This is a genomic window from Pseudomonas sp. Pseusp15 (genome assembly GCF_059492165.1).
Genome location: NZ_CP168523.1, coordinates 3263657 through 3290097 on the forward strand (window position 1 = coordinate 3263657; position 26441 = coordinate 3290097).

The following is a 26441-nucleotide window of genomic DNA, read 5'->3' on the forward strand; positions in this document are numbered from 1 at the left end:
GGCTGACACCTCGCCCCCCACTGCGCACGCATCGGGAGACTCGTCATGAAAATCGTCGTGATTGGCGGTACCGGGCTGATCGGCAGGCAGCTCTGCAAAAACCTGCAAGACCTGGGGCATGAAACCCTGGCCGCATCACCGAGCACCGGCGTCAACGCCCTCACCGGCGAGGGCTTGCAAAACGCCTTGCAAGGCGCCGATGTGGTGGTCGACGTGGCCAACTCGCCCTCCTTCGAAGATGCTGCCGTGCTCGAGTTCTTCGAAACCTCCGGGCGCAACCTGCTCGCCGCCGAGAAGGCCGCCGGGGTCAAACACCATGTCGCGCTGTCGGTGGTAGGCACCGAGCGCATGCTCGACAGCGGCTATTTCCGGGCAAAAATGGCCCAGGAACAACTCATCAAGGACTCAGGCATTCCTTACACAATCCTGCGGGCCACGCAGTTCTTCGAATTCATCGGGGCCATTTCCCACTCGGGCGTACAGGAAGGCGACACCGTGCGCTTGACCTCCGCCGCGTTGCAGCCGATTGCCGCGTTCGATGTTGCGACGGCGCTGGCGAAAGTCGCCGTGCAAGCGCCGAGCAATAACACTCTGGAAGTGGCCGGGCCTGAGCGCTGGCCGCTGGTGGAGTTCGTGCGCTTGTTTTTGCAACACACCAACGACCCGCGCCAGGCCCAACCGGATGACACGGTCCCCTACTTCGGTGCGCCGATCGATGACCACTCGCTGACGCCGGGAGAGCACCCCATCGTCGGGCCGACTCGCTTCGAAACCTGGCTCAAGAGCAATAGTTGAGGGGCCGTCAGGGGCCTACACCAACCGCTCGATCCGCTGATGCTGCCAGACCATTTTGTAATACAGCGTCTGCAGCATCAGCATGCCCAGATACGCCACCGGAAACGCCATCCACACCCCTGGCAGCCCGAAGCGCGTATCCAGCAGATACGCCACCGGCAACTGCACCCCGACCACGCAAACGATCGACACCGCTACCGGCACCAATACCGTGCCGCTGGCGCGCATGATGCCGCCGACAATCGCCTGAAAACCAAACACCAGCAGGCTCCAGAGCATGATGTGCAACAGGTGCTCGGCCATCGCCCGGGTGGAATCATCCGTAAGAAACAACCCCAGCAACCAGTGCGACAGCAGATAACCCAACAGCACCAGGCCGCCGGTCAGGCACACGTTGATCAACAACCCGGTGCGCAAAATCTCCCCCATGCGCTCAAGGCGCCCTGCCCCGATCGCCTGCGCGCCAAGGATCGACGCCGTGATCGCAATCGACAGCGCCGGGAACTGCACGTAGTTGACGATCTGCGTCACCGCCCCGTACGCCGCCGTCGCCTGGGACCCGTGCTGGTTCACCAGCGCCAGAATCACCAGCTCCGACAACGACAGCACCACCATCTGCAACCCGGTCGGCAGCCCGATGCGCAACACCTTGCCGAGGATGACCCTGTCGAGCCGCATCGCCGCAAACATCTCCCGATCCGGCGCCAACGGATGTCCCTTGCGAATCAACCGCCACGCCAGCCACCCCATCGCCGACAGGTTACCCGCCAACCCCGCCCACGCCGCACTCTGAATCCCCATCGGCGGCAACCCCAACCACCCGAGAATCAACGCCGGCGTCAGCGCCAGCCCGACACACGTCGACACCACCAGCGCCAACAACGGCGACAGCGTATCGCTCACCCCGCGCAGTAACTGCGTGAACAACACAAACACCAACAGCGACGGCAAAATCCACATCATCACATGGGCATACGCCACCGCATCGTCCAGCACATCCCCCGGAGTGCCCAACCCCTGCAACGCCGGCCGGGCAAACACACTGCCCAACACCGCCGCCACCAACCCGATCATCGCCCCCAACAGCAACGTCGAACCGGCGATGGCCTTCACCAGATGCGGCTCACGGGCGCCCCAGGCCTGACCGATCAACACCCCAGCGCCCGCACCGAGGCCGATAACCAGGGCGATGAAGAAGAACACCACGGGGAACATGCCCGATACCGCCGCTAATGCCTGAGTGCCGAGCAATTGGCCAATGTAGATGCTGTTGACGGTGCCGGACATGGACTGGAGGAAGTTAGAGAGGACCATGGGGGCGAGGAACAGGAGGTAGGTTTGCCAGAGGGGGTGTTGAGGTTTGGCTGGGGTTTGCATTGAGGGTCCGTCTCGGGTGGGGGCTGGCGTTTTGGAAATTCTACGCTAGGGGACTGGGAATAACGCGCTCCCATTTTGAGGGGTTGGGTAGCATAAGGAATGCCTGCTATCGGCCGAGGGCTGTGTAAAAGCGACCAATAATGGCGAGCGGAATCGGGTCAAGTGACGCGATTCTACGCAAATTTCAAGTCTCTGACTGAGCAGAAAACTCCGGCAGATTTCACGTAGCAACGCAGACCTAAAAGTGACGGTTGCATTTTTACACAGCCTGAGCCAAGACCGGTCGTACAACATCGTCAATGTAGCGCCCACCTGTATCGACGTTTTATAGATGGAAAGTGGCTCAGTGTTTGCTGGCTTATTTAGCGGACCTGAGTCCGCCTTGCAGATAAATGCTAACCATTACTAGGCTGAAACTAATTTACCTCCTTGTCCCGTACGACAATCAATTCATATTTAAATAACATTCCACACAACTAAATTGGAAACCCCGCAATCTCTTCTTTTAACTTTTTCAGCGAAGAAGGAAACCTTCGAAGATATGCACGAGAAAATGATGCAAACTTTGCGCTAACACGAACCTTGGCCTTAATCAATTCCCCCAAATACTCGCGAGCCTCCTTATCCTCTTCAGCCTCTTCAAACTTAACCACCAAATCATTTAAATCGACAAGTTGTCGAGAAATTTTTTTACGGAGCTCGTTTGACTCTATTTTTTTTAGTATGGTAGTCCCATTATAAATACCGAGAAGCAACTTAGCAGTTAATTTTGACTCCGCTCCTCCTTGCAGATCATTAATGATAACGCCTTCAGACGGAAAAGGGGAAAAAACATATTCCAATTTTTCTTCAATATCAATGTCATTTGCGCAATTCAATATCCCATCAAAACCTCCCCCTTTAATATTATTACAGTGACCACATGCCCAAAAAAGATTGGACCAAGAAAACTTCAAATCCAAATTATCTTTATGCGGAACAAAGTGCTCAACATTTACAGACTGGGGAGAGTCTTCGCACAAATAGCACTTATTATAAAAATCCTGTTTTAACTGGCTAAGCACGGATTGAATTCGATAGGTACCCGATGTTTTTAGCTTTTCCGTTTGAAGGTCCGACTCCGGACCAGGCATAGTTTTAGGCATATATAGCATGTCGTCACTCTATATTCTTCAATGCCAACTTTATGGAATTCAGTTCAAGTGCCAACTCTGCGGACGCATGAACAGAAAACTCGGACATTTTTAATTTCTGCAACAAATCATCCAGCAGACTTTGCGCCTCCGATGCGTCCCCAACAGTCAAAAATTTTTTTATGTCTTCAACCTGCCTCTTAACGTCGACAGAGTATTTATCTACTTGCATATACTCTTCAAGAATTGCCTCATAAGAGAAGGATGAAAAGTCTTCGTATACATTTCCGTCTTCGAGATTGAGTATTTTTGTGTTTTGTAGGGATGATATTATAAATGGCGAGTGCGTTGTGACTATAAACTGAAACTGGGGAAAAGCCTTAACAAGAAATGCTAGTATTTTTTTCTGAAGGGACGCATGAAGATGATTTTCTGGCTCATCTATCAGGATCACACCACTAATATTTTTATTGCCCTGCGCCGCAGCTTCTACGCGCAACAATAGCTCAGCGTAGATACTAAGAATTGCCGACTGACCACTAGACAACGTATTAAGCGAGTATTTTTTATCTCCATCAACAACAGAAAAACTTAGAGCCTGCCGATCAAACTCGAGACTTATATTGCGATTTTCAAAGGCATCCCGCAGCGCCTCCTCAAACGATTCAAACCATGTATCAATAATACGAACTGAATCATCGTCACTATCATCCCTAGCAAAAGCTCGCTGAGCCTTCATATTCACCAAATATTGCAATATCATTGTATTTACAACCGGCACATTTCCTGCCATAAGAGGTAGAGACGGGGCGGTTATTGAAGAAGGGATGCTTGGATCCAAGGCACGGTTTGCGGAAAAGAAAATACAAATTTCTTGTTCTTCAATAAAGCCGTGACTTCCGGCAAGACTTAACGAAACCTTAGCATCCTGATAAGATTTAAATGTATTCAGCTGGGTTAAATTACTAGCAACCGGGCTTTCCAGATATGCCTTCTCTGCATTTCTCCTAGCATCTCGAAAGGTATGAATCTTTCCATTCGTAGACTTTATAATGCTCAACTCCTCTTGTATGGCCTTTAAAATTGAAGTTTTACCACTCCCATTACGCCCAGTAATTATCAAGTGCGTTTTATTTTCACCCAGAGAAACAGAGACGGGCTTTACGTTTCTTATATCATTAACAACGAAAGATTTTATAAATGCAGTATCCGACACTTTTTACCCCCTACACTCTCTAATTAACCATAATTTATAGCTGAGCCACACCTAATTCCTAACAATTGCCATCCATGCTGTAGCCAAAATACCCCATTAAACCAACAACCATACCCAAGATGATCGTAATCGCCCCTGAAGTCGTTGAGCTGAAGTCAATTTAACAGCCTTCGTTGCTCCAAAGAAGCGAAGCAGTCCCTATTAATCCCAAACATCCGATTGTAGCAGTCGAATACGTCACAGTTTCGCGTGCGAGGCCGGTCTAAGCAGGCTTTGCGCGCTCCCCTACAACGTACGCGTATGGTTGCGTAGTGAGGACTAAGACCGCTCTGGCTCGAAAGCAGACTCGCTACGCTTTGTTTTTAGTGTCTAAATGCTCTCCGGTATCTTGCCTGCTTTCCATACCAATCCTACAGCAACCTCGGAAATCATCCCTATCTCCATAAAGCGATAAAAACTATAGTCACCCCGTCGCCACGAAGCGACCAGGTTTGGCGACCTGCAGATCGGATCAGTCCCTTTAAATCTGATTCGGAGTTTCACCTATGGATAGATACATGCCCCTCACCGGAATCGACCTGATCCCGGCCTCCCTGCTCATCGACACCCAGGCCCCACTCGACGTCCTGTAAGCCATGGCCGACTACCGCATCCGCGCGGTCACGCAGGTGCTGGAAAACATCGCCTTCCGCGCCGAGATCGGTTGCGACACGGTGGTGCTGTCGGATTTTGCCAAACTGCTGGCCATACCGTTGCGCGATGGTTGTGATTTGATGGATGTGATCGGCAGACGCTTGCGGGCGCAGGCCGCGGAGTAAATGAAAACGGGCGCCTTGTCAGGCGCCCGTTCTGTTTTTTTCGAACCCGGCCAACACACAGATGTCGAAACAAGTGATGACATTGCCACTGATCACAGGCCTCTGGCCTGCTTCATTCAAGGGCGACGCCAGTAGCTCACACCACTTTAGGGTGCGCCGGATAATTTCAGCAGGCCCGGATTCTGCCGGGGCAAGTGCTGGCTGCTGCTGACATCCAATGCTCCCGTATTGGAGTACCTGACATGACTCAGTCAATGCGGTTCTTCTTATCGATCGTCCTTGCGACAGCTTCACTGGTATCGGCAAGTTTCCTGAACACCGCAGGTGCGGCAACCGCTGAGGATCTGAATGCCGACTCTCAGCAAGCGTTGCAAACTCTTTACAAGTCCACACCACTGGCCGAATCCATTTCGCACAATGCCAAAGCGATTCTTGTCTTCCCGAATATCGTCAAGGCGGGCCTTGTATTCGGCGGCAGCTACGGCGAAGGCGTATTGTTGAAGAACAAGAAAGTAGAGAATTACTACAACACCGTAACCGGGTCCTGGGGACTACAGGCAGGTGCACAGTCGTATGCCTATGCGGTTTTCCTGATGACCGACAAAGCCGTGGACTATGTCCGTAAAACCAAGGGTTGGGAAATCGGCGTAGGCCCCACTGTTGTATTGGTTGATGCGGGGGTGGCGAAAAATCTGTCCAGCACGACGCTGAAGGGCGATGCCTACGCGTTCATTTTCGACCAGCAAGGGTTAATGGCTGGGGTCAGCATCGAAGGCACCAAGATTTCCCTGATCAAGCGTTAGAACCGGTCGTTTGGCGCTTGCGCGCAAGCGATGGAGCAAATAAAAACGGGCACCTGAAGGGGCGCCCGTTTTTTGTGTCCGCGATTGGTGATGCATCAGCCACCCTGGAGCGTTACTGCATGCTTTCGATCAAGACTTTCACCAAAACCACGGATCATCTCCAGCAACGACTTCACCCGCAGCGGCAGATTGCCGGCCGGGTACACCGCGTGCATCTGCGGGCTCTCACCGCTGCTGGAGGTGAGTTTGTACTCGGGACAGACCCGCAGCAGGCGCCCCGCTTGCACTTCGGGCTCTGCCAGCCAGTCCGCCAGGCGGGCAATGCCGAGGCCTGCCAGGGCCGCCTGGAACACCGCCGAACCGGAGTTGAAACGAAACTTGGGATGAGCCCGAACGCTGATGGCCTGCGCCTCACTGCGAAAATTCCACTCTTTGAGAATCCGCGGCGCCGTGTGCAGGATCAGCGAGTGCGCCTCCAGCGCCTCGATGGAGTCGGGTATCCCGTGCCGCTCCAGATACTCGGGGCTGGCGTACAGATAACGTGAATAACTCCAGAGTGGAAAGCCGATCAGGTCACTGGATTGCGGATACCCGCCGCGAATCGAGAAGTCCAGTTTGCTCTTGGCCGGGTCGATGGTTTCATCGGTGAAAATCCCATCGACGTTCACGTCCGGATAACGCTCGGCGTACTGCGCGATCAGCCGGGGCAATACCCCGTGCCCGAGAAACTCGGGGGCGGAAAAGCGGACCCAGCCGTAGGCCTGGCCACTGATGCCGGCCAGGTCTTCATCCGCCTCACGTTGCAGATCCAGCATTTTGTAAGCGTGAGGCAACAAGCGCTCACCCGCCTCGGTCAAGCTCACGGCATTGGAGGAGCGATTGAACAACTTGACTCCGACACTTTCCTCCAAGGCCTGAACTGCGCGGGTCAGCGCGCTGGGAGAGCGCCCCAGAGTTCGTGCTGCCGCGACGAAGCTGCGCTTGCGAGCCACCGTCGCGAAGGCTTCAAGTTCCCCCAACATATCCAATGCCATGCGCCACCTCGTTGCACTTTTCACAACGTGGCATTGCAACACAAAAAAAGCGCTTTGGTTAACCTTCCGTTCAACCCCGGACTCTCACCCATCTTTCACCGTCAGAGCCTGATTCCATGATCGATATTGTCATCCTTTGCGTATTCGCCTTCTCTGCCGGCCTGATCGATGCGGCGGTGGGCGGCGGTGGACTGATCCAGATTCCCGCGCTGTTCAACGTGCTGCCCACGGCACAACCGGCGGCGCTGCTGGGGACCAACAAAGTTGCGGCAGCCTGCGGCACTGCATTCGCCGCCCGATCCTTCGTGCGCAAGGTAGTGATCAACTGGAGTCTGGTGATCCCCGCCGCCAGTGCGGCGTTTGTCATGTCCTTCTTCGGAGCGGCCACGGTGTCGTTCGTGCCCCAGTCGGTGATCCGGCCAGCGGTGCTGGTGTTGATCGTGCTGATGGCGATCTACACCTTCTGGAAAAAGGACTTCGGCGCCCTGCACAAGCCCATGCACATCGGCACCAAGGAAAAACTGCTGGCGATCGTCATCGGCGGCGCCATCGGCTTCTACGACGGACTGTTCGGGCCCGGCACTGGCAGCTTCCTGATCTTCCTGTTCATCCGCTGCTTCGCCTTCGACTTCCTGCATGCCTCGGCGTCGGCCAAGCTGGTGAACATCGCCACCAACGTAGCAGCGCTGATGTTCTTCATTCCGACGGGGAACGTGCTCTACCTGATCGCCATCCCCATGGCGGCATTCAACATCCTCGGCGCGCTGACCGGCACCTGGCTGGCGGTACATAAAGGCGCGCCCTTTGTCCGGGCGTTGTTCCTGGTGTTGCTGCTGATCCTGATCGGCAAACTGTCTTATGACCTGTTCGTGTAAGCGCGTTTTCTGCCGCTACACTCAAGCGGAGCAAGGCATTACACATGGGCATTACGCCATTTCCATCGTCTATTGAGAGTGAGTCGTTCATGAACCGTCGATTGCTCACCGCTTTCATCGCGATGTCTCTTTCATGGGCAAGTGCACAGGCCGGCTACTGGAAGGATTCAAACGGCAATCCAATCCCGGACACTGAATCAAGACGAACCATCGGAGAGTTTGGTGGCTCGCTGTTAATCACTTCCGATCCCGACTGGGAGAAAAAGTGGAATACGCCGGCCGAAACCACTCCAGTATTTACCGAAGCCCAAATAGTCAGCCGAGGTGAAAGGATCTTCGCGCTTACGTTTTTTGCAAACCCGAAGCTCAATGCCAATCACGAAGCCAACATCACGTGCGATTTGAAAGCCACAAGGCCGAACGGTACAGAATCGATCAATCAGCGAGATGCCGTTTGTTTTCAAGGGCGTCTTAAAGGGGATCCGAACAACATGTATCTCGCAGCCCCCGTGATCGGTTTCATCGGTGAGCCTGACGATCCCGTAGGCGTCTGGACGCTGGAAATCACCCTCAAAGACAACTTGCGCAAGGTAGTCATGCCGCTCAAAGCAACATTCACGCTGAAGTAAGTGGTTCTTTACACCGCTGACCGCCGTTGTCAGCCTGGCTGTCGCGGCATAGAGCATCACTCCCAGCACCGCCAGATTGGCTGGGGTTGTCCACCACGTTTCAACCATTGCTGGCGTCGATAGTCACCATCACGTCAATGAAGTTCTCATAAAAAATCCTCGGCGTAACATCCGCTCCATACCCAGCCAATAACACCCCGGAGCACACCATCATGAAACGCCAAACCCTTCTCAGCATCGCTTTCTCGGTTTTTGCAGTAAACGCTTTCGCCGCTTCCCCTGCTCACCCGGTCGTCGCTGAAGGCGGCTCGGATCGCCTGATTGAAAGCCGTGTGGCTGAAGGTGGTTCGGATCGTCTGATCGAGAATCGCGTCGCTGAAGGTGGTTCGGATCGTCTGATCGAAAACCGCGTCGCTGAAGGTGGTTCGGATCGTCTGATCGAAAACCGCGTCGCTGAAGGTGGTTCGGATCGTCTGATCGAAAACCGCGTCGCTGAAGGTGGTTCGGATCGTCTGATCGAAAACCGCGTCGCTGAAGGTGGTTCGGATCGTCTGATCGAGAATCGCGTCGCTGAAGGCGGCTCGGATCGTCTGATCGAGAATCGCGTCGCTGAAGGTGGTTCGGATCGTCTGATCGAAAACCGTGCAGCATGAGTGAGTGGCTTTACCGCAACACTCGACCAAAGAACCCGGCCTCATCAGCCGGGTTTTTTCATGCTTTTTTTAGTACCCGACTGCATCGATGTTCGCCCGAAGCAGCATAGATGCGGGTTTCAGCGAATTAGCGCCCGCGCTGAATCATCAACAACGACCGTCCGTAACCCCGCCCCGACGCCCTCTCACCCTTCGCTATTCTTAACCACACACACCGCGGGCACGGCTTGCGGCATCAAAACCAGGAGTAAGGATCCGGGTAAGGAGTGCGCCACTTCAAACTGAGTATCAAATAATGAAAATGCTACTGATGGTCGAGTTTCCCCATGAGCCTTTCAACGCGTTTGTCAGGTCGGGGAAGGTCGGCGAAATCATGAACCGTATCCTGGACACCATTAAGCCCGAGGCGACTTATTTCACTGAGCAAGATGGCATGCGAAATGGGATTTTTTTGATCGATATCGTGGATCCCTCCGAAATACCCGGGTATGCGGAACCCTTCTTCCTCAACTTCCAGGCCAACTGCAAATTCCGTGTGGTCATGAACCCGCAGGACCTGCAAAACGCCGGTCTGGAGGAACTCGGAAAAGCGTGGGCGTGAGGCAATGATCAATGAGTGAGAAACCTGTGGCGAGGGAGCTTGCTCCCGCTTGAGTGCGTAGCACTCACAAGAACCGGCAATGGTTGCCAGATTTTTTGGGGCCGCTACGCAGCCCAGCGCGAGCAAGCTCGCTCGCCACAAGGTAGCCGACTAAATCCGGCTCGTTCATGTCGAAGCGCGTTCACCACAAAGGCGAAGCACTGACGCTTACTGAACGGTTTTCAGCTTGACCACATCACCGGAGATTTTGGTGGTGTAGCCGGTCAGGACCCAAGCCCAGAACCAGTTTTCCTGCACTTGGGTGTTGATCATGGCATCGCCGCCCTTGGCTTTGATGGCCGCGTCCTGAGCGCGGATGAAGCGGTTGTTCTGCTGGATCGGGATGACGCCGAACAGCAGCAGGCCAGTGGCGGTCGCTTCACTGTGGCCGACAACGGTGTACTGGCTGCTGTCGTATTGCTGGGTCTTCATCGGGGTGCCGGTGCAACCCGCCAGAACCAGGCCAAACAGGGCTACGGCAACCGCTTTGCTGAGGTAATTCACTGTGTCACTCCATTAGAAATACCCGGGATCCATCTCTCGGGCGGCGCATACTCTAACGGATGAAGTGGCCCATTGATATCACTCAGCACTGAAAAAAGCGGATCGATAAGGCTCCGATCATTGCGGCTGAAACGTCTGCAGATAGGCCAACAGGTTTTCGATCTTTTCCGGATCGCTGAGGCCCCAGAAAATCATGCGGGTGCCGGGGACCACTGTTTTTGGCGCTTCGATGTAGGCGGTGAGAGTTTCGCGGGTCCAGACGACGCCTGATGATTTCATCGCGTCTGAGTACTGGTAGTCCGCCGTGCTGCCCGCAGGGCGCCCGAAAATCGCATTGAGTTGCGGACCAAAAAAACCTCGCGCCGAACTCCCTACCTGGTGGCAGCCGCCACAGATTCGCTTGAACAGTTTCTCGCCCGCCTCAGCATCACCGGCCGCTGCTGCTTGCGTACTGAACAACCCCATGTTGAGCATCAAGGCCAAGGTGAGTACGACGGCGTTTTTCATGTTCGGCTCCAAATCAGGCGTTGCTGACAGCAAAAGCGGGCGGCTATTTCATCATGACTGGCGGCTACGTCGAAACACTGATCTGGACCAGACGTGTCACTCAACCCACACTCGCTTGAAACTTCTTCCGGTAAGCCGCCGGCAGCAGGCCCACGCGCTGCTGGAAAAGCCTGCGAAATGAGTTGCTGTCCTCGTAGCCGACTTTGTAGGTGATGCTGTCCAGGGTCATTCGTGTGGATTCGAGCAACTGCTTTGCCTTTTCCAGACGCAGTGTTTGCAGATAGGTCAGCGGCGTGTAACCGGTGGCTTCCTTGAAGCGCCTTTTGAAGTTCCTGACGCCGAATCCGAATCGCTCGGCCATGTCATTGATCAGCAGCGGCTGATGGAAGTGATCTTCCAGCCACGCTTGAACCTGCAGGATTTCGCCATCCCCATGGTTCTTCGGCATCGACCACATGACATAGACCGATTGCTCGCTGCGCGCATTGTCGACCAGCAAGTATTTGCCGCACTTCTGCGCCAGCTCCAGTGATGCGAAGCGGCGGATCAGATGCAGCAACAGGTCCATGGCAGCCGTCGCGCCGCCGCTGGTGATTACGCGATTGTCCTCGCAGAGGATCTGCGCCGCCTCCAGACAGGCGTCTGCATACCGGCGACGAAAAAGATCGGCAAAGGCCCAGTGCGTGGTGGCACGAACGCCGTCCAGCATTCCCGCCTCTGCGAGCATGAACGTCGCCGTACACATGGAAGCCACGACGGCACCCTGCGCGTGCTGTTGACGCAGCCACGGCCCATAACCGGAAAATGCCGGCAAGGCGTCTTTCAGGGTAAAGAGAAACCCCGGGATCAGCACCAGATCGGTTCGGGTGATGTCGGCGATGGATCGGTCCACGCGCAGCGTTTGCCCTCCCCATGCGGCGACATTGGCGCCATCCAGCGAGGCGGCAACCACCTCAAACGGCGCGCTGGCGGTATCGGCGAACAGGTTGGCGGCACTGAGCACCTCCAGCGCCAGGGTGGCGCTGGCGGCGGAGCATTGATCAGCCAGTAGCAGGGTGACGTGCATGAATCATCCAGATTGCGCTTTTCGCATGAAAAAAGTCATTTGTGCACCTACCTTATCCGATTTCCGCCCCCTAAAGTTCACCGGTCATTCAATCCTCGGCGTACTTATGAATCTCTGGTTTCGACTTATCCTCATGCTGTTCCGTCGCCCATGGCGCAAACCGGTGGACGGTCTGGCCACCACCGTCATCCGCCTGCGCGTCTGGCCGCTCGACCTCGACCTCAACCGCCACGTCACCAATGGCCGCTATTTCACCCTGGCCGACGTAGGCCGCATGGATTTCACGCTGCGCAGCGGCGCCTTTCGAGTAGCCTTGCGCAACAAGGCTGTACCGATCGTTGGCGATACCTGGGGCAAGTTTCGGCGTGAACTGAAGCTGTTCGAATCGTTCGAGATTCATACCCGCATACTCGGCTGGGACGATAAATGGAGCTTTATGGAGCACCGCTTCGTGAGCAAAGGCCGGGTAATCGGCGTCGTCATCATGCGGGGTCTGTTCCGCTCGGCCAAAGGCACGGTTGCACCGGTCGAGTTCGTCCGCGAGCTGGGGTTGGCCGAACAGTCTCCCGAGATGTCGATGTGGCTGACGGCCTGGTCGCAAAGCTGCGATGACATGAGCCGTCAGCTGCGAGGGGAAGAAGCTAGTTGCTCAACCGCCCTGCTGTCATCGATGAAGGAACAGCAATAACGTCCGCCTGAACCATCTCGGGCTTTGCCTCCGCGCCCTCCCCGTTCAGCGCCTTGTTCATCTTCACCGTATCCAACGCGCCGACCCATTTGGCAATGGCCATGGTGCCGACGCCGTTGCCGATGGTGTTGGTGATCGCGCGTGCTTCCGACATGAACCGATCGACGCCCAGCAACAGCACCATGCCCGCCACCGGGATGGTGCCGAGGGAGGACAGCGTCGCCGCCAGGATGATGAACCCCGAACCGGTCACCCCCGCCGAGCCTTTGGAGGTGAACATCAGCACCGCCAGCACGATCAACTGGTCCATGAGGGTCAGCGGCGTGTTGGTCGCCTGGGCAATGAAGATCGCGGCGATGGTGTAGTAGATCGCCTGGCCGTCCGGGTTGAAGGTCCGAACACTTTTGCGCGCGGCCCGACATGCGCCAGGGCAACACCCAGCAGAATGGAGAACAGCAAGATTTGCAGGACGTTGCCTTTGGCGAAGGCATCCACGATGGTGTCGGGGATGATGTTCATCACAAAGTCCATGAACGACGCATGTTTCACCGCCGTGGTGTAGGTCGCCAGGCTGGCGTGCCGCAACGCCTGGCGGATTTACAGCAACACAACTGCATCTTCCTGCGGCAAAACGAAACGCCCTACGGCGTATGGAGCTTTACCAACGGCGGGCGCACGCAAAACGTCAAAGTGCGTGGCGCGTTAGGCTGCAACGACGGTGAAGTGGCCCTCAATTGGGCGCTGGAAGGTCATGGGATTCTGCTGCGGGCCGAATGGGACATCGCCCGCTACGTGCGCAGTGGTCGCTTGCGCCTGGTGCTGGAGGACCAGACACCGACCCGCGCCGATGTCTATGCCATCTACCCGCAACAGTTGCACCTGTCGGCGCGCGTGCGCAGCCTGATCGATTTTCTGGTCGAGCGTTTCAAGCACATCGATCACCTGGATGAACCGGAATCTGTGCTCGACTGAACGGCGCTACGACAGATTGAGTGCCACGGCGGCGCGGATCAGCGCCTTCAAGGCTGTTTCATCAATCCGGTCGCCCTCATGAATATCGATGGCACGCCGGGTGTTGCCATCGAGGCTGGCGTTGAACAGTCCTGAAGGGTCTTCCAGCGAGGCGCCCTTGGCGAACGTCATCTTCACCGCATTCTTGTACGTCTCGCCGGTGCAGATGATGCCGGCATGGGACCACACCGGAACACCCCGCCACTTCAACTCCTCGACCACATCGGGGTCGGCCTGTTTGATGAGCGCTCGAACCCGAGCGAGCGTCTCGCCCCGCCAATCATCCAGTGCCTTGATTTTCGCCTCGATCAGCGCAGAGGCAGAGCCTTGCCCCTCAGTGTCCTTTGAACCGGCCGTCTCCTTGCTCATGGTGGTTATCCCTCTTCATAATGATTGTCGCTCGCCTGCCTCTGGAGTATCGCTGACAGAACTACAACGCAGGCATTGCAGTTTGACCCACAACGGGGCGTTTGCCTTCAAATCTCCGATGGGTGCAACCACTCACGGAATAGCAAAACAAGGACGTAGTAACAGTGGAAAAGGAAATCATCTTGATGCGTCATGGCCAGCCAGATCTGGCCGTGCAAGACAAAGTTTCAGCGCGCGATATGAAACGCTGGATCGAGCAATACGACCTGTCAGAAATCATCGACCAACCCGCCCCGCAATCGAGTGTGGCGCTGGCGCGTACCGCCAGAATGATCGTGTCGAGCAGTGCGCCCCGGGCGCTGACGTCGGTTCGAGCGCTAGGCCTTCAAGCCAGCGTTGTCGATGATATGTTCTGCGAAGCGCAACTGCCCCATGGACGATGGACACTGCCGCGCCTTTCACCGTTTACGTGGGCATTTATTCTTCGTGTTTTATGGTTGTGCGGTTTCTCGGGGAAGGTCGAGTCAGCCAGTAAGGCCAGAATGCGCGCCAATACGGCAGCTCAACGGCTTCAATCCCTTGCCGACGAAGGGCCTGTTTTACTGCTCGGTCATGGAATAATGAATCGAATGATTGCCAAGCACCTGGAGGCTACCGGATGGATTCGCCATACCAGCAATGGTAACCGGTACTGGAGCGCGACGGCCTATCGAATGAAACCGCGTTAAGGTACGACGACAGCCACAGACTGAATCCTGGCGCCCTGGCTGGTGGTCAAATTGGAGCTAATATTCATCTGTATTCCTCTGCAAAGGACTGCAATCAGGAGCCGGCTCAAGTTACTGACCAAATGGAGTCGCATGATCGTGCGGTTGCAGATCGAGCACGAAATCAGTGCCCGGGATTTCGAGAAGTTCAGCTGGAAACTGGGCATCCCTTGAGGAGACTGGGTGATGTTCGCATCCACCCGGAGACACAGCCAGAGGAGCAGGAGATCGTCCCGGCTTGAATAGAGGCCCGATGCCGGTCCGCGACATCGTGACAGGAGGCGTTTGAGATGCAACTCATCACGTTGAAAATCGACAAACCGGAAGCGACGAATTTCATCTTTGGTCAGACGCACTTCATCAAGTCCGTTGAAGACCTCCACGAAGCGTTGATAAACGCCGTGCCAGGTATCCAGTTTGGCGTGGCTTTTTGTGAAGCCTCCGGCAAATGCCTGGTGCGATGGTCTGGCACCAATACCGCCATGATCGAGCTTGCGCAGAAAAACGCGCAAGCCATCGCCGCCGGCCATAGCTTCATCATTTTCCTCGGCGACGGTTTCTATCCGCTGAACGTGTTGAACGCCGTCAAAATGGTGCCAGAGGTGTGCCGCATTTTTTGTGCAACAGCCAATCCAACCGAAGTGATTCTTGCCGAGACGGAGCAGGGACGCGCGATCCTGGGCGTCGTGGATGGCTTCTGTGCCGATGGCATTGAAGGCGACGAAGACATCCTGTGGCGCAAGAATTTGTTGCGGCAGATTGGCTACAAGCTGTGAAACACGTTTCGCGGCTGAGCTAACGACGGGCTGCCGCCGTCGACAGCCTCACCTGCCGGAATTATGCACGAGTTGCTCAACGAAGAACTCCACGTGCCCTCTCGGATGAGTCGGCAATGGCCAGCTGTCGACGTTGTGAGCAAGAGCCTGGAAAGCTTGAGCACACTTGGAACGAGGGAAGGCTTCAAACACTGCGCGTCCCTTCTGCACGGCTTTGTGCGCACTTTCGTCGTTCGGCACCGCGCCGACGTATTGCAGCGAGACATCCAGGAACATTTCGGTAATCTTTTCCAGCTTGGCAAACAGATTGCGGCCTTCCGCCGGACTGCCCGTCATGTTGGCCAGCACGCGAAAACGCTGCAGACCGTAGTTCAGGTTGAGCAATTTGATCAGCCCGTAGGCGCCGCTGATCGAGGTGGGTTCATCGCACACCACCACCAGCACTTCCTGAGACGCGCGGATGAAGTTGATCACTGAGCCACCGATACCGGCGGCCGTATCGATGATCAGCACATCCAGTTTGTCGCCGATATCGCTAAAGGCCTGGATCAGCGCGCGGTATTGCGCAGGCTCCAGATGAGTCATGTTCTGCAAACCAGAAGAGGCCGGGGCCACACGAATGCCTCCAGGCCCAGGCATGAGTGCCTCGGACAGCTCGCAACGCCCTTCGAGAACATCGGCCAGTGTGTAGCGCGGAGTCAGCCCCAGCAGAATATCGATATTCGCCAGGCCAAGATCGGCATCCAGCAATACGACGCGCCGCCCCATTTTTGCCAACGCCAACGAGAGGTTAACCGCTACCGTTGTCTTGCCCACGCCCCCTTTACCGCCAGTCACAGCGATAACTTGCACGCAATGCACATCATCCATTTGTCTTTCCCTTCCCTGCGCATCGTGTGCCAGCACGTAATGGCACCCTCCAGATGCCGCAAGAATAGCTGAAAAGCGCGCAATAGCTGCTTTATCTCCCGACGAGAGGCATTTTGCCGGCCTCCATCGAATCGTCTCAACGAAAAGGCCGGCAAAAACCACCAAAACGTCTAGATCCACACATCATTCATTGCGGTTCTTTCCCCGGCTTGATCACCGGTATTCAGCACACCTCGCGGCTCGATCAGCAACAGTTTCACCTCGCGTTCTGCATAAGGCTTGTGTTCGACGCCCTTGGGGACAACGTACATTTCTCCCCGCCCAACCACGACGGCCCGCTCCCGAAGATCGATGCGAAGCTCGCCTTCAAGGACGATGAAGGCTTCATCGGTATCGGCATGGGAATGCCAGACAAAGTCGCCTTCGATTTTCACCACCTTGAACTGATAGTCGTTCATTTCGGCAATCACCTTTGGCGCCCATTGCTCGCTGAAAAAGGCATATTTTTCGGCAAAGTTAATCGCGGTGCAGGCCTGGGAATTCATTTAAGTCACCCTCATTGGACAAGATATCGAGCCCTGACTCTAGGGATGACCTAACGCTGCGTATTGCATGATTGTGCAAGTTGGCCGGGACCCTGCTCAATCAAGGCCCAACCTCTTCAGCCACCGGCCGGGGGAGACGCCGTAGGTCTGGACGAATTGACGCGTCATGTGGCTTTGGTCGAAAAAACCTGCGCATACGGCCGCCTCTGCCATCGAGTGGCCCCCAATCATCAATGCTCTTGCCAGGTCGAGCCGGCGCTGGGTCATGTACCGATAGGGGCTTGTGCCGTACAGCGCCCGAAAATCACGGCTCAGGCTCCACCGGTCTCGACCACTCGCCTGGGATAACTCATCCAGGGTAATGACTCGATCCAGCGAGTCATGAATCAGCGCACGCGCGCGCTCGGCCGCTGCAAAATCAAATGACTTGCGCCGCCCACGCTGACCAGAGAGCGTATCCAGCGCCTGCGCGAGATCGTAAATGGCATCGTCTTCTTCCAGGGGTTCGATGCAAGCGTCGAGGTTTTGCAGCAGTACCTGGGTTGCGGCACCCAGCCGTGGGTCGCTCGATAAGCCACCCTCGATAAATGGCAACGGCTTGCCGCCCAGCACCTGCTGAATCAGGGCAGGTTCGATGTAGATCATCCGGTAATGAAAACCCGCTTCGGTACCGGCCTCACCGTCATGCACCTCGTCCGGGTGCAAGACGATGGTTTTACCGGGCAGGCTGTGGCGCTGGGATTTGCGGTACTGGAAACTTTGTACACCCGACAGCGTTCGCCCGATGGCGTAAGTATCGTGGCGATGCGGCGTAAAGCCATGGCCGCCAAAAAAGGCTTCGATGCGCTCCATCTTCAACGGCTGCGCCGAGCGCTTGACCCAATCCTTGTTGCCCTTGGTCTTAGTCATGTCCCTGTACCACTCGAATGATGTCAGTACGTTACCAGTGCGAGCGTCTGCTGTCCCAGACTCGTGACCCGTCTGAATCGGCCCTCTCAGCGTAGCCGTCAAATTTGTCTGTTCCCCTCGTGAACCAGTTTTGAGACCCGCAGTCATAGCCGTGCCGTAAAAGACGCTCGCCCAATGAAGCGCTCATGCGGTTATTGCTCATCTTTATCCCACCCTTATCGTCGTCAACTCATCAGAGCTGTCTGTTCATGCGCCCGACTGTCCGCTGCTGCCGCTTTATTTCGCTGTGCCTGATGCCTTTGTTTCCGCTGTTCGCCAGCCCCGCCCATGCCAGTGGGGAACGGCAACTGGTGGAAGTCATCAACGATTACCGCGCCGATCCCGACCGCTGCGCGGGGCGTGCGGTCAGGCCGTTACGGCCACTGGCGCTGAAATCGGACTTGTCCTTGCCGATCGGCTATGGCGGTGGTTTGCGGGAGGGGTTGAAGGCTAACGGCTATCAGGCTGTAACGGTACGGACCATCCGCCTGGTCGGCGCGCAAGATGCCGATGAGGCGTTCGACATGCTCCAGAGCGACTACTGTGGGGCGCTGCTCGATACCCAATACGCCGACATCGGTGTCACTCGTGCCCGCAGCGAATGGCGGGTGGTGCTGGCGCAACCGGTGCTCGACGGGCGTATCGGCGATTCGCGCGCTGCGGGCAAGACGTTGCTGGCGCAGGTCAACGCGGCAAGAGCCAGGCCACGCATGTGTGGGCGCCAACGCTTCGCCGCCGCACGGCCATTAACCTGGAACGCCGCCCTGGGCGCCGCCGCGCAAGGGCACAGCAAGGCAATGGCCTACGGCAACTACTTCGCCCACCAGGACCCCGACGGTGATATGCCGGCGGATCGCGCCAGAGCCGCCGGTTACCGCGGCCGGCAGATCGGCGAGAACATCGCCGCCGGGCAAGGCTCGCCCAGCCAGGCGATGTCCGGCTGGCTGGCCAGCCCCGGGCATTGCGCCAACCTGATGAACCCGATGTTTACCCAGGTCGGCGCGGCGTACGCCAGCGATTCGCGCAGCAACAAAGGGGTTTATTGGACGATGCTGTTTGGCGCGCCTTGAGTGAGGGTTTCGAACCGTCCATAGAAAATGGCTGGCGCTGGGGTCACAAGTTTGCGCCTACTTCAAGTCGAGACAGTAGGTGTAGTAACCCGTATCGCGCACATAGCCCAATGATTCATACAACCGTTGCGCGAGGTGATTGTCCGTGGCCGTTTCCAGCACCATGCCCTTGGCGCCGGTCAACAGCGCAAAGGCTCGGGCGGTGTTCATCAGCAACGTCCCTACCCCTCTGCCGCGGGCGGCAGGTGTGGTGAAGAGGTCGTTGAGCAGCCAGGTGCGGTGGGCGTCGATGGAGGAGAACGTCGGGTACAACTGGACAAAGCCGAGCGCTTCGCCCGTGGAGTCCTCGGCGAAGAAAATCACCGATTCGTCCCTGGCGATGCGCTCTGCGATGAAAGCGCGAGACTGCATCAGGTTCGAGGGCTGGCCGTAAAAGCCTCGATAGGCGTCGAAGAGGCTGGCGACTTTATCGATGTGGGTTGCATCAACGCGCAGGACCTGGACGGCCATGTGGGTGGTCTCCGAACAGATGAGTTACTTCGGTTGCGCCACGGTGCGCAAATAAGGTTTCAGCGTCTTGAAGCCATCCGGGTATTTCTTCCTGGCGTCCTCATCGGAGACCGAAGTGGGAATGATGACGTCCTCGCCCGGACGCCAGTTCACCGGCGTGGCAACGGTGTGCTTGGCGTTCAGTTGCAGAGAATCGAGCAGACGCAGAACTTCATCGAAGTTGCGCCCGGCACTCATCGGGTAGATCAGCATCGCCTTGACCTTTTTGTCCGGGCCGATAATGAACACCGAACGCACCGTGGCGTTGTCCACGGCAGTCCGTGCGCCGCCACTGGCATTCGGATGAATCATGTCGTAGAGCTTCGCCACCACCAGGTTCTCGTCGCCGATCATGGGGTAGTTGACCGCATGCCCCTGGGTCTCTTCGATGTCTTTGGCCCAGGTCTTATGGTTACTGACAGGGTCGACACTGAGCCCGACGATTTTGGTGTTGCGCTTATCGAACTCCGGTTTTAGCCCTGCCATGTAGCCAAGCTCAGTGGTGCACACCGGAGTAAAGTCTTTGGGGTGCGAGAACAGAATCGCCCACTTGTCACCGATCCACTCATGGAAATGCAGCGGGCCTTCGGTGCTTTCAGCGGTAAAGTCCGGTGCTTCGTCGCCAATACGGATTGCCATGTTCGTTCTCCTTACTGTTGAGTCGTAGGGAAGTCGCCGGAGCGCTGGCTGCTGTTCCGGCGGCATTCGGTGTCTGTGTTAAATCGTCAACGCGGATCAGTATAGGAGACGCTCGAGGACCCGGCAGTTAGCCGCGCGCCCCCTGCCCCTTTGATGACCGGGCATTCAAGCCTGCGAACTGCGCTCGACCGACACCGCAAGCGCAGATGTCCTGGCCAGCCAGTAATAGAGCATGCCCGGCACCACCAGCCCGACGATCCAGGAAATATCGACACCACCGAGCTGCGCGACCATTGGTCCGGAGTAGAAGTGAGTGTCGACAAAAGGCAGCTGGACCAACACACCGAGCACATACACGCTGATCCCCAACGCATTCCAACGGCCATAACGCCCCGCCGGGTCGGACAACGCCGGAATGTCATAGCGCTCCTTGTTGATGAAGTAGTAATCCACCAGGTTGATCGCGCTCCACGGCGTGAAGAACGTCAGCAGAAAGAGGATGAAGTACTTGAACGTGCTCAGGAACGAGTACTGCCCCAGCAGCGCCAGCGTGGTGGACGCGCCGACAATCACCAGCACAAACAGCATGCGTTTACCGGCGGATATTTCGAAGCCACGACGAAAGCCACTGATGATGGTGGCCACGCACATGAAGCTGCCATAAGCGTTGAGGGTCGACACCGTGACCTTGCCGAACACCACGCTCAAGTACAGCAGGGAGGCCATCACCCCGGTACTGCCCAACCCGACGATGGTGGCGACCTCATGTCCACGAAAATTTGCGCCCGCCAACGCAGCAGCGAACACTCCCAGCACCATGGAAGCCTGGGCCCCCACCACCGTCCCCAGGCCGACGGCGGTGAACGTCTTCCAGGACGAGGTCTTGCACGGCAGGTAGCGTGAGTAGTCGGCCACATAAGGGCCGAACGCGATCTGCCAGGATGCGGAAAGAGACACCGCCAGCAAGAAAGTACTCCAGCCGAAATGGCGGTTTTCCAGCAACAGACCGATATCGTTGAGCGTCATCAACCGGGTAAACAGATAGACGAAGGCGATGATGCCCAGCACGCTCGCCACCCTGCCCACCAGGTGGATGACCCGATAACCGAAGAGGGTCAGAAGCGCGATGCAGGAGGCGAAAATCAGGATGCCGGCGCTGTCGCTGACATGGACCAACTGGGCAATCGCCTGCCCCGACAGTACCGCGCCGGTGGCGCTGAAGCCGAGGTACATCAGGCACACCAGCACAATCGGAATCGCCGCCCCATAGACCCCGAATTGCACACGACTGGAGATCATCTGCGGCAGCCCGAGCTTGGGTCCTTGTGCAGCGTGCAGCGCCACCACCGCGCCGCCGAGCAACTGGCCGACCAGCAAACCAATGAGTGACCAGAACACATCGCCACCCAGCACCACGGCCAGCGCGCCGGTCACAATCGCCGTGATCTGCAGATTGGCGCCGAGCCACAGGGTGAACTGGCTGTAGAGGCTGCCATGGCGCTCGGCTTCCGGGATGTAATCGATCGAACGAGTCTCGATCAGGGGACTTCGCTGCTGGGTATCGCTGACCTTGGTCATTTTGTGTTCTCTTCTTATGGGGTAGACGCTAATGCCAGTGAGCCAAAGTGCAGAACCTGTGGGAGCGAGGCTTTCGTCGCTCAAATTTCTTAACTTACCGGCATTAGGGCGTGCTTTTATTTCTGTTGTTCCGTTACCGCCCACTTCTATCGAGCCAACAACCGAGTCTAGACATAACTACTCGTCAGCGTCGCATTAGCGCGGTCGCCAACGAGATTGCATTAAGGCATCAGATCCAACGGCATCACCTGCCCTTTCGTTCGCTCGTCATACCAATGCTGCAGCACATCGGGTAAGCGGCCTTTCCAATCCGACGCGTTGGTGTAGTAACGGGCTCGGGAATTGTTCTGCTCATCGAACACCAGCAGCACTAGCCAAAATCGAACGTCCGCTGTACGCATGAGGATGGCGGCGTTGGTATTGCCCAGCCCGCGTACCCACATTTCAGTCACTTCGGCGCCCGGCAGGTCATTCGACTCATCGCCGATCAGCCTGGAACTGCTGCTGTCCACCAGCGTCTGGTAATCGTCCTTGAGCAATTGCCGCAATGCATCGTCTTCTTGCTGTGTACGCGCCAACCCCAGACTCAGCAAATCGTTGTCCAGAGCCAAGGGCTGTTCCGACGCGACATAGCGCCCGGCATAGAACACGCCCATGCCAGCACCACAATCGGCATCGGCGCCGTCCTGGGTGACATCAAGCACGCCGTTGATGGCTTGGAAGGTCAACGCGCATGCACCTTCGACGTAATGCGCCTGAGTGCCGTCGAGTTTGGCGATGCCATCCAGGTCGCCAGAGTTGGCGCCGCTCGCGGCAGAAACTTCGAAGACGAGATGAGTCGAATCCCGGCGCTTTGTCTTCAACTCGGCTCCCGTCGAAACGCCCCAGGGAATACGCTGCCAAGTGGCGTCCCAGGTAAACGGAATGGCCGCGTGCTCGAGTTCAGTGATGCGCATCAGGTACTGCTGGCGCAGGCAATCGATTTGGTCTGCGCAGCGATTACGTTGTTTCAACCACTGACGCTGGTCTGCTTTTAACGCTTTAGGGTCGGTGACTTTTTCCAGCGTCGAGCGCCAGACCGCTCCCAGTTTTTGGTCCAGCTTCGACGTGTAAGCGTCGGCGCAAATGGCTTTTTCACTGGAGCTGGCGGCGCTGGTGCAATCGAAGCTACTGGCATGGGCTGCGGCAGAGAATGCGAGAAACCCCAGCAGTAAAGCGCGGCGAGCGTTAGAGCAGAACAAGGTCGGGGGCATGGGCAGATTCCATTCTTTGAGCGCGCCAGTATGCCGAGACAAATGTGAAAAGGCGCTTGTTTTGGTATGGCTCGCTCGCCACAAATCCAGCAGGAAGCGTAAAGGAGGACGCGGATCCGGACTGGATTGCGTCGGAGCGTTTTCAGGCGGTGGTGCGGCGGCTACAGACGGATTGAACAAAAAACGGGCGCCATGATCGGCGCCCGTTTCATTTGAAGCGAGAGGGAAATACATCCAGGAACCACCGATGCTTTCAGATATTGATTTCGCTGGCCGGCACGACATCGATCCGCGCCACGGAACCGGTCAGGTGCGCCAGATCCTTGTTGTGTTCGGTGATGATGTCTTCGGCGCTCATCGTGCCATTGTCGATCGTGGAATGAGCATCGGACGCCAGCACCACGTCGTAGCCTCGCGATAATGCCTCACGGACCGTCGCGTTGACGCAGTAGTCGGTTTGCAGGCCGCAGATAATCAGGCGTTCGACGTCCAGCTCTTGCAGATGTTCATGCAGGTGGGTCTGGTAGAACGAATCCGGGGTGGTTTTGCGCACGCGCAGGTCTTGGGGTGACGTCTTCAGGCCGTCGGCCAGTTGCCAGCCTTCGGCGCCGTATTGCAGCAGGTCACCCTCTTCTTCGTGCTGGATCAGGATGACCGGAATATTGGCGACTCGGGCTTTGGTGCTGAGGCCGTTGATGGTGTCGATGACGCGCTGGATGTCGAAGCATTCATACTCGCCGGTGCACAGCGCGCGTTGGACATCGATGATCAGGAGTGCGGTGCTCATGGCTTCCTTCCTTAGACAGGTCGCTGGAACGATGGATTTCAACTCCCTTCTAGCCTGTAGCAACTTGCGAGGCTAAGTTTTGCGAGGATACGTTCAAGGGTCGGGGATCGAGGCCACCCAGGGAGTCGGGGTGGCCGATGATCGCCTGTTTCAGTAACCGAGCGACAGCCCGGTATTGCGCCGTGGATCGTTCGCCCCATAGAAGCGGTTCTTGCCCACGGGTTTGCCTTCCAGCGAAGGCGCACCTACCAGAATAGCTGCAATATGGTTGGGGTCCTGCGGGCCGGCAAACTTGTGGCCCCAACTTTCGAGCATCTTCTTGGTGTCCGGGCTGGTGGCGAAGTTCTCCAGGTTGGTTTCTTCCGGCAGCCATTGCTGATGGAAACGCGGCGCATCCACCGCTTCCTGAATGTTCATGCCGTAGTCGATCACATTGAGGATGGTCAGCAGGGTTGCGGTGATGATGCGACTGCCACCGGGGGTACCGACGACCATGACGACTTTGCCATCCTTGGTGACGATGGTCGGGCTCATGGACGACAGCGGCGCCTTGCCAGGGGCGATGGCATTGGCTTCGCCCTGCACCAGGCCGTACATGTTCGGCACGCCGATTTTCGAGGTGAAGTCATCCATTTCATCGTTGAGGATGACCCCGGTTTTGCTCGCCATCACGCCGGCGCCGAACCAGTCGTTGAGGGTGTAGGTCACCGATACCGCGTTGCCCCATTTGTCGACGATCGAGTAATGGGTGGTGTTACTGCCTTCGTGGGGCGCTACGCCAGGTTTGAGCTCGCGGGACACGCCGGCCTTTTGCGGATCGATGGCGGCGCGGATTTTGGTCGCGTAGTTTTTATCCAGCAAATGGGCGATCGGATTTTTCACGAAGTCCGGGTCGCCGAGGTAGCTGTTGCGGTCCACATACGCGTGGCGCATCGCTTCGATCTGGTAGTGCATGGCCTGCGCCGAGCGGTAGCCGAGGTCTTTCATCGGGTAGCCGTCGAGGATGTTCATGATCTCGCAGATCACCACACCGCCGGAGCTTGGCGGCGGCGCCGAGACCACGTGGTAGCCGCGGTAGTCGCACTCGATGGGTGCCAGTTCGCGGGTCTGGTATTTGTCGAGGTCGGCCTGGGTGATGATGCCCTTGTTGGCCTGGCTGGAGGTGACAATGGCGTCGGCCACCCAGCCTTTATAGAAGCCGTCGGCGCCCTTCTCGGAAATTTCCCGCAGGGTTTTGCTCAAGTCTTTTTGCACGAGTTTCTGCCCGACCTGCATCGGCTCGCCATTGCTCAGGAAGATCGAGCCCGAGTCGCGCATGTCTTTCTTGAAGACGTCTGTGGCGTACTCCAGCAAATCGACATCGCCCTGCTCCAGCACAAAACCGTCTTCGGCAAGCTTGATCGCAGGGGCGATCACTTCCTTGCGGGGTTTGGTGCCGAATTTCTTCAGCGCCAGCTCCATGCCAGACACAGTGCCCGGCACGCCGACGGCCAAATGGCCGCGGGTGCTGAGATCAGGGATGACGTTGCCCTGTTTGTCGAGGTACATGTCGGCCGTGGCGGCCAGAGGTGCTTTTTCACGGAAGTCGAGGAAGGTCTTGCGCCCGTCCGCCAATTGAATCGTCATGAAACCGCCGCCGCCCAGGTTGCCTGCAGCGGGGTACACCACCGCCAGCGCATAACCCACCGCCACCGCCGCATCGACGGCGTTGCCGCCATTCTTGAGGACATCGACGCCAACGTGGCTGGCCAGATGCTGGGCGGTGACAACCATGCCGTTTTCGGCCGCGACCGGGGCAACGGAGGCCGCGTGAGCCGTCAGGCAGCTCAGCGCCAATGAGGTCGCCATGAGCGATTTGGCAAAAGGTTCGAACTTCATGGGTCGGTCTCTTTTTTGTTTTTAGGCTCTGTGGAAAAACAGAGGGAACGGTTCAAAAGCAGTTGGCAAGTATGGCTGCTATTGCGTATTGCGCCTCCCCGGCGAGGCAGTATGCTGGGCCCCTGTTCAGCACGTGTGCGGAGTCCGCCGGCATGACCTACACCTTTACCACCCTGGCGTCGCCGGTCGGCGAGTTGAAGCTGGTCGCGAAAGGCGCGCGTCTGGCGGCCATCCTCTGGGAAAACGACAAACCCGGCCGGGTAAGACTGGGGCCGATGAGTGAAGCGGCGGACAACCCGATCCTGATACGCGCCGCACAGCAGTTGCGGGAATACTTTGCCGGCACGCGTAATCAGTTCGAGCTGGAACTGGACTTTGCCGGGACGGACTTTCAGAAGCAGGTGTGGCAGGCATTGCTGACGATTCCGTTTGGCGAGACGCGCAGCTACAGCGAGATAGCCCGGCAGATCGGCAATCCCAGCGCGGTTCGGGCAGTGGGCGCGGCCAACGGCAAAAATCCGATATCGATTGTCGCGCCGTGTCATCGGGTGATTGGGGCGTCGGGGAAATTGACGGGGTTCGCCGGGGGGCTTGAGGCGAAAGAACGGTTGCTGACGCTGGAAGGCTGTTAATGGTCGGGGGCCGGCAGGATGGGGGATTTGT

The 26441-nt window shown here is 57.0% G+C and carries 28 protein-coding genes and 3 pseudogenes; 13 read left to right on the top strand and 18 right to left on the bottom strand.

Annotated elements, in window-relative coordinates:
• Positions 1-45 precede the first annotated feature (45 nt).
• Complete coding sequence (locus tag ACEN8R_RS14720; protein WP_018928224.1) at positions 46-795, top strand: SDR family oxidoreductase; 750 nt, start codon at positions 46-48, stop codon at positions 793-795.
• A gap of 15 nt (positions 796-810) precedes the next feature.
• Here ACEN8R_RS14720 and ACEN8R_RS14725 read toward each other — a convergent pair whose 3' ends face one another.
• From ACEN8R_RS14725 to ACEN8R_RS14735, 3 genes are all read right to left on the bottom strand, one after another.
• Entirely contained in the window at positions 811-2172 is a 1362-nt protein-coding gene (locus tag ACEN8R_RS14725; protein ID WP_018928225.1) for an MATE family efflux transporter, read from the bottom strand.
• 476 nt (positions 2173-2648) lie between these two features.
• On the bottom strand, positions 2649-3326 hold the full coding sequence (locus tag ACEN8R_RS14730; RefSeq protein ID WP_018928226.1) for an HNH endonuclease: 678 nt from the start codon (positions 3324-3326) through the stop codon (positions 2649-2651).
• Between the two features lie 4 nt (positions 3327-3330).
• Entirely contained in the window at positions 3331-4521 is a 1191-nt protein-coding gene (locus tag ACEN8R_RS14735) for an AAA family ATPase (protein WP_177325194.1), read from the bottom strand.
• Between the two features lie 545 nt (positions 4522-5066).
• On the opposite strand from ACEN8R_RS14735, the pseudogene ACEN8R_RS14740 reads away from it, so the two are divergent.
• Positions 5067-5339 (top strand): annotated as a pseudogene (locus ACEN8R_RS14740) (hypothetical protein).
• A 242-nt stretch (positions 5340-5581) separates the two neighbouring features.
• The gene (locus ACEN8R_RS14745; protein ID WP_018928229.1) at positions 5582-6142 is read left to right on the top strand and encodes a lipid-binding SYLF domain-containing protein; all 561 of its coding nucleotides are present in this window, start codon (positions 5582-5584) and stop codon (positions 6140-6142) included.
• 95 nt (positions 6143-6237) lie between these two features.
• Here the strand turns inward: ACEN8R_RS14745 and ACEN8R_RS14750 are convergent, their stop codons facing one another.
• Positions 6238-7176, bottom strand: a complete 939-nt coding sequence (locus ACEN8R_RS14750; protein ID WP_018928230.1) for a LysR family transcriptional regulator — start codon at positions 7174-7176, stop codon at positions 6238-6240.
• A gap of 116 nt (positions 7177-7292) precedes the next feature.
• Between ACEN8R_RS14750 and ACEN8R_RS14755 the strand changes: the two genes are divergently transcribed.
• The 4 genes from ACEN8R_RS14755 to ACEN8R_RS14770 all read left to right on the top strand — a co-directional run bounded on the left by ACEN8R_RS14755 (position 7293) and on the right by ACEN8R_RS14770 (position 9934).
• Positions 7293-8051, top strand: a complete 759-nt coding sequence (locus ACEN8R_RS14755; RefSeq protein ID WP_018928231.1) for a sulfite exporter TauE/SafE family protein — start codon at positions 7293-7295, stop codon at positions 8049-8051.
• A gap of 89 nt (positions 8052-8140) precedes the next feature.
• The gene (locus ACEN8R_RS14760) at positions 8141-8680 is read left to right on the top strand and encodes a hypothetical protein (RefSeq protein WP_026286592.1); all 540 of its coding nucleotides are present in this window, start codon (positions 8141-8143) and stop codon (positions 8678-8680) included.
• Between the two features lie 212 nt (positions 8681-8892).
• On the top strand, positions 8893-9333 hold the full coding sequence (locus ACEN8R_RS14765; RefSeq protein WP_064616890.1) for a hypothetical protein: 441 nt from the start codon (positions 8893-8895) through the stop codon (positions 9331-9333).
• Between the two features lie 295 nt (positions 9334-9628).
• The gene (locus ACEN8R_RS14770) at positions 9629-9934 is read left to right on the top strand and encodes a hypothetical protein (protein WP_018928234.1); all 306 of its coding nucleotides are present in this window, start codon (positions 9629-9631) and stop codon (positions 9932-9934) included.
• A 207-nt stretch (positions 9935-10141) separates the two neighbouring features.
• Here ACEN8R_RS14770 and ACEN8R_RS14775 read toward each other — a convergent pair whose 3' ends face one another.
• The 3 genes from ACEN8R_RS14775 to ACEN8R_RS14785 all read right to left on the bottom strand — a co-directional run bounded on the left by ACEN8R_RS14775 (position 10142) and on the right by ACEN8R_RS14785 (position 12050).
• Positions 10142-10477, bottom strand: coding sequence for a hypothetical protein (locus tag ACEN8R_RS14775; protein WP_018928235.1), 336 nt, complete (start codon positions 10475-10477; stop codon positions 10142-10144).
• Between the two features lie 117 nt (positions 10478-10594).
• Positions 10595-10984: a c-type cytochrome gene (locus tag ACEN8R_RS14780; protein WP_018928236.1), complete on the bottom strand. Its 390-nt coding sequence runs from the start codon at positions 10982-10984 to the stop codon at positions 10595-10597.
• 100 nt (positions 10985-11084) lie between these two features.
• A complete protein-coding gene (locus ACEN8R_RS14785) occupies positions 11085-12050 on the bottom strand; it encodes a GlxA family transcriptional regulator (RefSeq protein WP_018928237.1) in 966 nt (321 codons plus the stop codon).
• A gap of 106 nt (positions 12051-12156) precedes the next feature.
• Between ACEN8R_RS14785 and ACEN8R_RS14790 the strand changes: the two genes are divergently transcribed.
• Positions 12157-12738, top strand: coding sequence for a thioesterase family protein (locus tag ACEN8R_RS14790; RefSeq protein ID WP_050438300.1), 582 nt, complete (start codon positions 12157-12159; stop codon positions 12736-12738).
• On the opposite strand, the pseudogene ACEN8R_RS14795 reads toward ACEN8R_RS14790, so the two are convergent.
• Positions 12692-13326: pseudogene (locus ACEN8R_RS14795) on the bottom strand (cation:dicarboxylate symporter family transporter); the annotation flags it as partial. The gene ACEN8R_RS14790 and the pseudogene ACEN8R_RS14795 overlap by 47 nt on opposite strands.
• On the opposite strand from ACEN8R_RS14795, the pseudogene ACEN8R_RS14800 reads away from it, so the two are divergent.
• Positions 13312-13710 (top strand): annotated as a pseudogene (locus tag ACEN8R_RS14800) (LysR substrate-binding domain-containing protein); the annotation flags it as partial. The pseudogenes ACEN8R_RS14795 and ACEN8R_RS14800 overlap by 15 nt on opposite strands.
• Positions 13711-13716: 6 nt before the next feature.
• On the opposite strand, the gene ACEN8R_RS14805 reads toward ACEN8R_RS14800, so the two are convergent.
• Positions 13717-14118 carry a DUF1801 domain-containing protein gene (locus tag ACEN8R_RS14805; RefSeq protein WP_018928241.1) on the bottom strand — a complete coding sequence of 134 codons (402 nt, stop codon included), beginning with the start codon at positions 14116-14118 and terminating at the stop codon, positions 13717-13719.
• A 164-nt stretch (positions 14119-14282) separates the two neighbouring features.
• Here ACEN8R_RS14805 and ACEN8R_RS14810 point away from each other — a divergent pair, with 164 nt between their 5' ends.
• Together ACEN8R_RS14810 and ACEN8R_RS14815 are read left to right on the top strand one after the other, a co-directional pair.
• Complete coding sequence (locus tag ACEN8R_RS14810; RefSeq protein WP_018928242.1) at positions 14283-14846, top strand: histidine phosphatase family protein; 564 nt, start codon at positions 14283-14285, stop codon at positions 14844-14846.
• Between the two features lie 329 nt (positions 14847-15175).
• Positions 15176-15661, top strand: coding sequence for an adenosine-specific kinase (locus ACEN8R_RS14815; protein WP_018928243.1), 486 nt, complete (start codon positions 15176-15178; stop codon positions 15659-15661).
• Between the two features lie 48 nt (positions 15662-15709).
• Here the strand turns inward: ACEN8R_RS14815 and ACEN8R_RS14820 are convergent, their stop codons facing one another.
• From ACEN8R_RS14820 to ACEN8R_RS14830, 3 genes are all read right to left on the bottom strand, one after another.
• The gene (locus tag ACEN8R_RS14820) at positions 15710-16531 is read right to left on the bottom strand and encodes a MinD/ParA family ATP-binding protein (protein WP_018928244.1); all 822 of its coding nucleotides are present in this window, start codon (positions 16529-16531) and stop codon (positions 15710-15712) included.
• A 170-nt stretch (positions 16532-16701) separates the two neighbouring features.
• On the bottom strand, positions 16702-17076 hold the full coding sequence (locus ACEN8R_RS14825) for a cupin domain-containing protein (RefSeq protein ID WP_018928245.1): 375 nt from the start codon (positions 17074-17076) through the stop codon (positions 16702-16704).
• Between the two features lie 96 nt (positions 17077-17172).
• A complete protein-coding gene (locus ACEN8R_RS14830; RefSeq protein WP_018928246.1) occupies positions 17173-17985 on the bottom strand; it encodes an AraC family transcriptional regulator in 813 nt (270 codons plus the stop codon).
• A gap of 248 nt (positions 17986-18233) precedes the next feature.
• Between ACEN8R_RS14830 and ACEN8R_RS14835 the strand changes: the two genes are divergently transcribed.
• On the top strand, positions 18234-19094 hold the full coding sequence (locus ACEN8R_RS14835) for a CAP domain-containing protein (RefSeq protein WP_018928247.1): 861 nt from the start codon (positions 18234-18236) through the stop codon (positions 19092-19094).
• A gap of 57 nt (positions 19095-19151) precedes the next feature.
• On the opposite strand, the gene ACEN8R_RS14840 is transcribed toward ACEN8R_RS14835, so the two are convergent.
• The 6 genes from ACEN8R_RS14840 to ggt form a co-directional block, all read right to left on the bottom strand.
• The gene (locus ACEN8R_RS14840) at positions 19152-19604 is read right to left on the bottom strand and encodes a GNAT family N-acetyltransferase (protein WP_018928248.1); all 453 of its coding nucleotides are present in this window, start codon (positions 19602-19604) and stop codon (positions 19152-19154) included.
• 24 nt (positions 19605-19628) lie between these two features.
• Positions 19629-20282, bottom strand: coding sequence for a peroxiredoxin (locus ACEN8R_RS14845; protein WP_018928249.1), 654 nt, complete (start codon positions 20280-20282; stop codon positions 19629-19631).
• 165 nt (positions 20283-20447) lie between these two features.
• Positions 20448-21860, bottom strand: a complete 1413-nt coding sequence (locus ACEN8R_RS14850) for a purine-cytosine permease family protein (RefSeq protein WP_495624164.1) — start codon at positions 21858-21860, stop codon at positions 20448-20450.
• 221 nt (positions 21861-22081) lie between these two features.
• Positions 22082-23113 carry a lysozyme inhibitor LprI family protein gene (locus ACEN8R_RS14855; protein ID WP_495625016.1) on the bottom strand — a complete coding sequence of 344 codons (1032 nt, stop codon included), beginning with the start codon at positions 23111-23113 and terminating at the stop codon, positions 22082-22084.
• A 253-nt stretch (positions 23114-23366) separates the two neighbouring features.
• On the bottom strand, positions 23367-23900 hold the full coding sequence (locus ACEN8R_RS14860; protein ID WP_018928252.1) for a cysteine hydrolase family protein: 534 nt from the start codon (positions 23898-23900) through the stop codon (positions 23367-23369).
• Between the two features lie 150 nt (positions 23901-24050).
• On the bottom strand, positions 24051-25778 hold the full coding sequence (ggt, locus tag ACEN8R_RS14865; RefSeq protein WP_018928253.1) for a gamma-glutamyltransferase: 1728 nt from the start codon (positions 25776-25778) through the stop codon (positions 24051-24053).
• 152 nt (positions 25779-25930) lie between these two features.
• Here ggt and ACEN8R_RS14870 point away from each other — a divergent pair, with 152 nt between their 5' ends.
• The gene (locus ACEN8R_RS14870) at positions 25931-26410 is read left to right on the top strand and encodes a methylated-DNA--[protein]-cysteine S-methyltransferase (RefSeq protein WP_018928254.1); all 480 of its coding nucleotides are present in this window, start codon (positions 25931-25933) and stop codon (positions 26408-26410) included.
• Positions 26411-26441: the final 31 nt, after the last annotated feature.

Bases quoted from the DNA above. Each gene is read 5' to 3' on its own strand.
- ACEN8R_RS14720 (WP_018928224.1), top strand. From the start codon at position 46: ATGAAAATCGTCGTGATTGGCGGTACCGGGCTGATCGGCAGGCAGCTC.
- ACEN8R_RS14725 (WP_018928225.1), bottom strand. From the start codon at position 2,172: ATGCAAACCCCAGCCAAACCTCAACACCCCCTCTGGCAAACCTACCTC.
- ACEN8R_RS14730 (WP_018928226.1), bottom strand. From the start codon at position 3,326: ATGCTATATATGCCTAAAACTATGCCTGGTCCGGAGTCGGACCTTCAA.
- ACEN8R_RS14745 (WP_018928229.1), top strand. From the start codon at position 5,582: ATGACTCAGTCAATGCGGTTCTTCTTATCGATCGTCCTTGCGACAGCT.
- ACEN8R_RS14750 (WP_018928230.1), bottom strand. From the start codon at position 7,176: ATGGCATTGGATATGTTGGGGGAACTTGAAGCCTTCGCGACGGTGGCT.
- ACEN8R_RS14755 (WP_018928231.1), top strand. From the start codon at position 7,293: ATGATCGATATTGTCATCCTTTGCGTATTCGCCTTCTCTGCCGGCCTG.
- ACEN8R_RS14760 (WP_026286592.1), top strand. From the start codon at position 8,141: ATGAACCGTCGATTGCTCACCGCTTTCATCGCGATGTCTCTTTCATGG.
- ACEN8R_RS14765 (WP_064616890.1), top strand. From the start codon at position 8,893: ATGAAACGCCAAACCCTTCTCAGCATCGCTTTCTCGGTTTTTGCAGTA.
- ACEN8R_RS14770 (WP_018928234.1), top strand. From the start codon at position 9,629: ATGAAAATGCTACTGATGGTCGAGTTTCCCCATGAGCCTTTCAACGCG.
- ACEN8R_RS14780 (WP_018928236.1), bottom strand. From the start codon at position 10,984: ATGAAAAACGCCGTCGTACTCACCTTGGCCTTGATGCTCAACATGGGG.
- ACEN8R_RS14785 (WP_018928237.1), bottom strand. From the start codon at position 12,050: ATGCACGTCACCCTGCTACTGGCTGATCAATGCTCCGCCGCCAGCGCC.
- ACEN8R_RS14790 (WP_050438300.1), top strand. From the start codon at position 12,157: ATGAATCTCTGGTTTCGACTTATCCTCATGCTGTTCCGTCGCCCATGG.
- ACEN8R_RS14805 (WP_018928241.1), bottom strand. From the start codon at position 14,118: ATGAGCAAGGAGACGGCCGGTTCAAAGGACACTGAGGGGCAAGGCTCT.
- ACEN8R_RS14815 (WP_018928243.1), top strand. From the start codon at position 15,176: ATGCAACTCATCACGTTGAAAATCGACAAACCGGAAGCGACGAATTTC.
- ACEN8R_RS14820 (WP_018928244.1), bottom strand. From the start codon at position 16,531: ATGGATGATGTGCATTGCGTGCAAGTTATCGCTGTGACTGGCGGTAAA.
- ACEN8R_RS14825 (WP_018928245.1), bottom strand. From the start codon at position 17,076: ATGAATTCCCAGGCCTGCACCGCGATTAACTTTGCCGAAAAATATGCC.
- ACEN8R_RS14830 (WP_018928246.1), bottom strand. From the start codon at position 17,985: ATGACTAAGACCAAGGGCAACAAGGATTGGGTCAAGCGCTCGGCGCAG.
- ACEN8R_RS14835 (WP_018928247.1), top strand. From the start codon at position 18,234: ATGCGCCCGACTGTCCGCTGCTGCCGCTTTATTTCGCTGTGCCTGATG.
- ACEN8R_RS14840 (WP_018928248.1), bottom strand. From the start codon at position 19,604: ATGGCCGTCCAGGTCCTGCGCGTTGATGCAACCCACATCGATAAAGTC.
- ACEN8R_RS14845 (WP_018928249.1), bottom strand. From the start codon at position 20,282: ATGGCAATCCGTATTGGCGACGAAGCACCGGACTTTACCGCTGAAAGC.
- ACEN8R_RS14850 (WP_495624164.1), bottom strand. From the start codon at position 21,860: ATGACCAAGGTCAGCGATACCCAGCAGCGAAGTCCCCTGATCGAGACT.
- ACEN8R_RS14855 (WP_495625016.1), bottom strand. From the start codon at position 23,113: ATGCCCCCGACCTTGTTCTGCTCTAACGCTCGCCGCGCTTTACTGCTG.
- ACEN8R_RS14860 (WP_018928252.1), bottom strand. From the start codon at position 23,900: ATGAGCACCGCACTCCTGATCATCGATGTCCAACGCGCGCTGTGCACC.
- ggt (WP_018928253.1), bottom strand. From the start codon at position 25,778: ATGAAGTTCGAACCTTTTGCCAAATCGCTCATGGCGACCTCATTGGCG.
- ACEN8R_RS14870 (WP_018928254.1), top strand. From the start codon at position 25,931: ATGACCTACACCTTTACCACCCTGGCGTCGCCGGTCGGCGAGTTGAAG.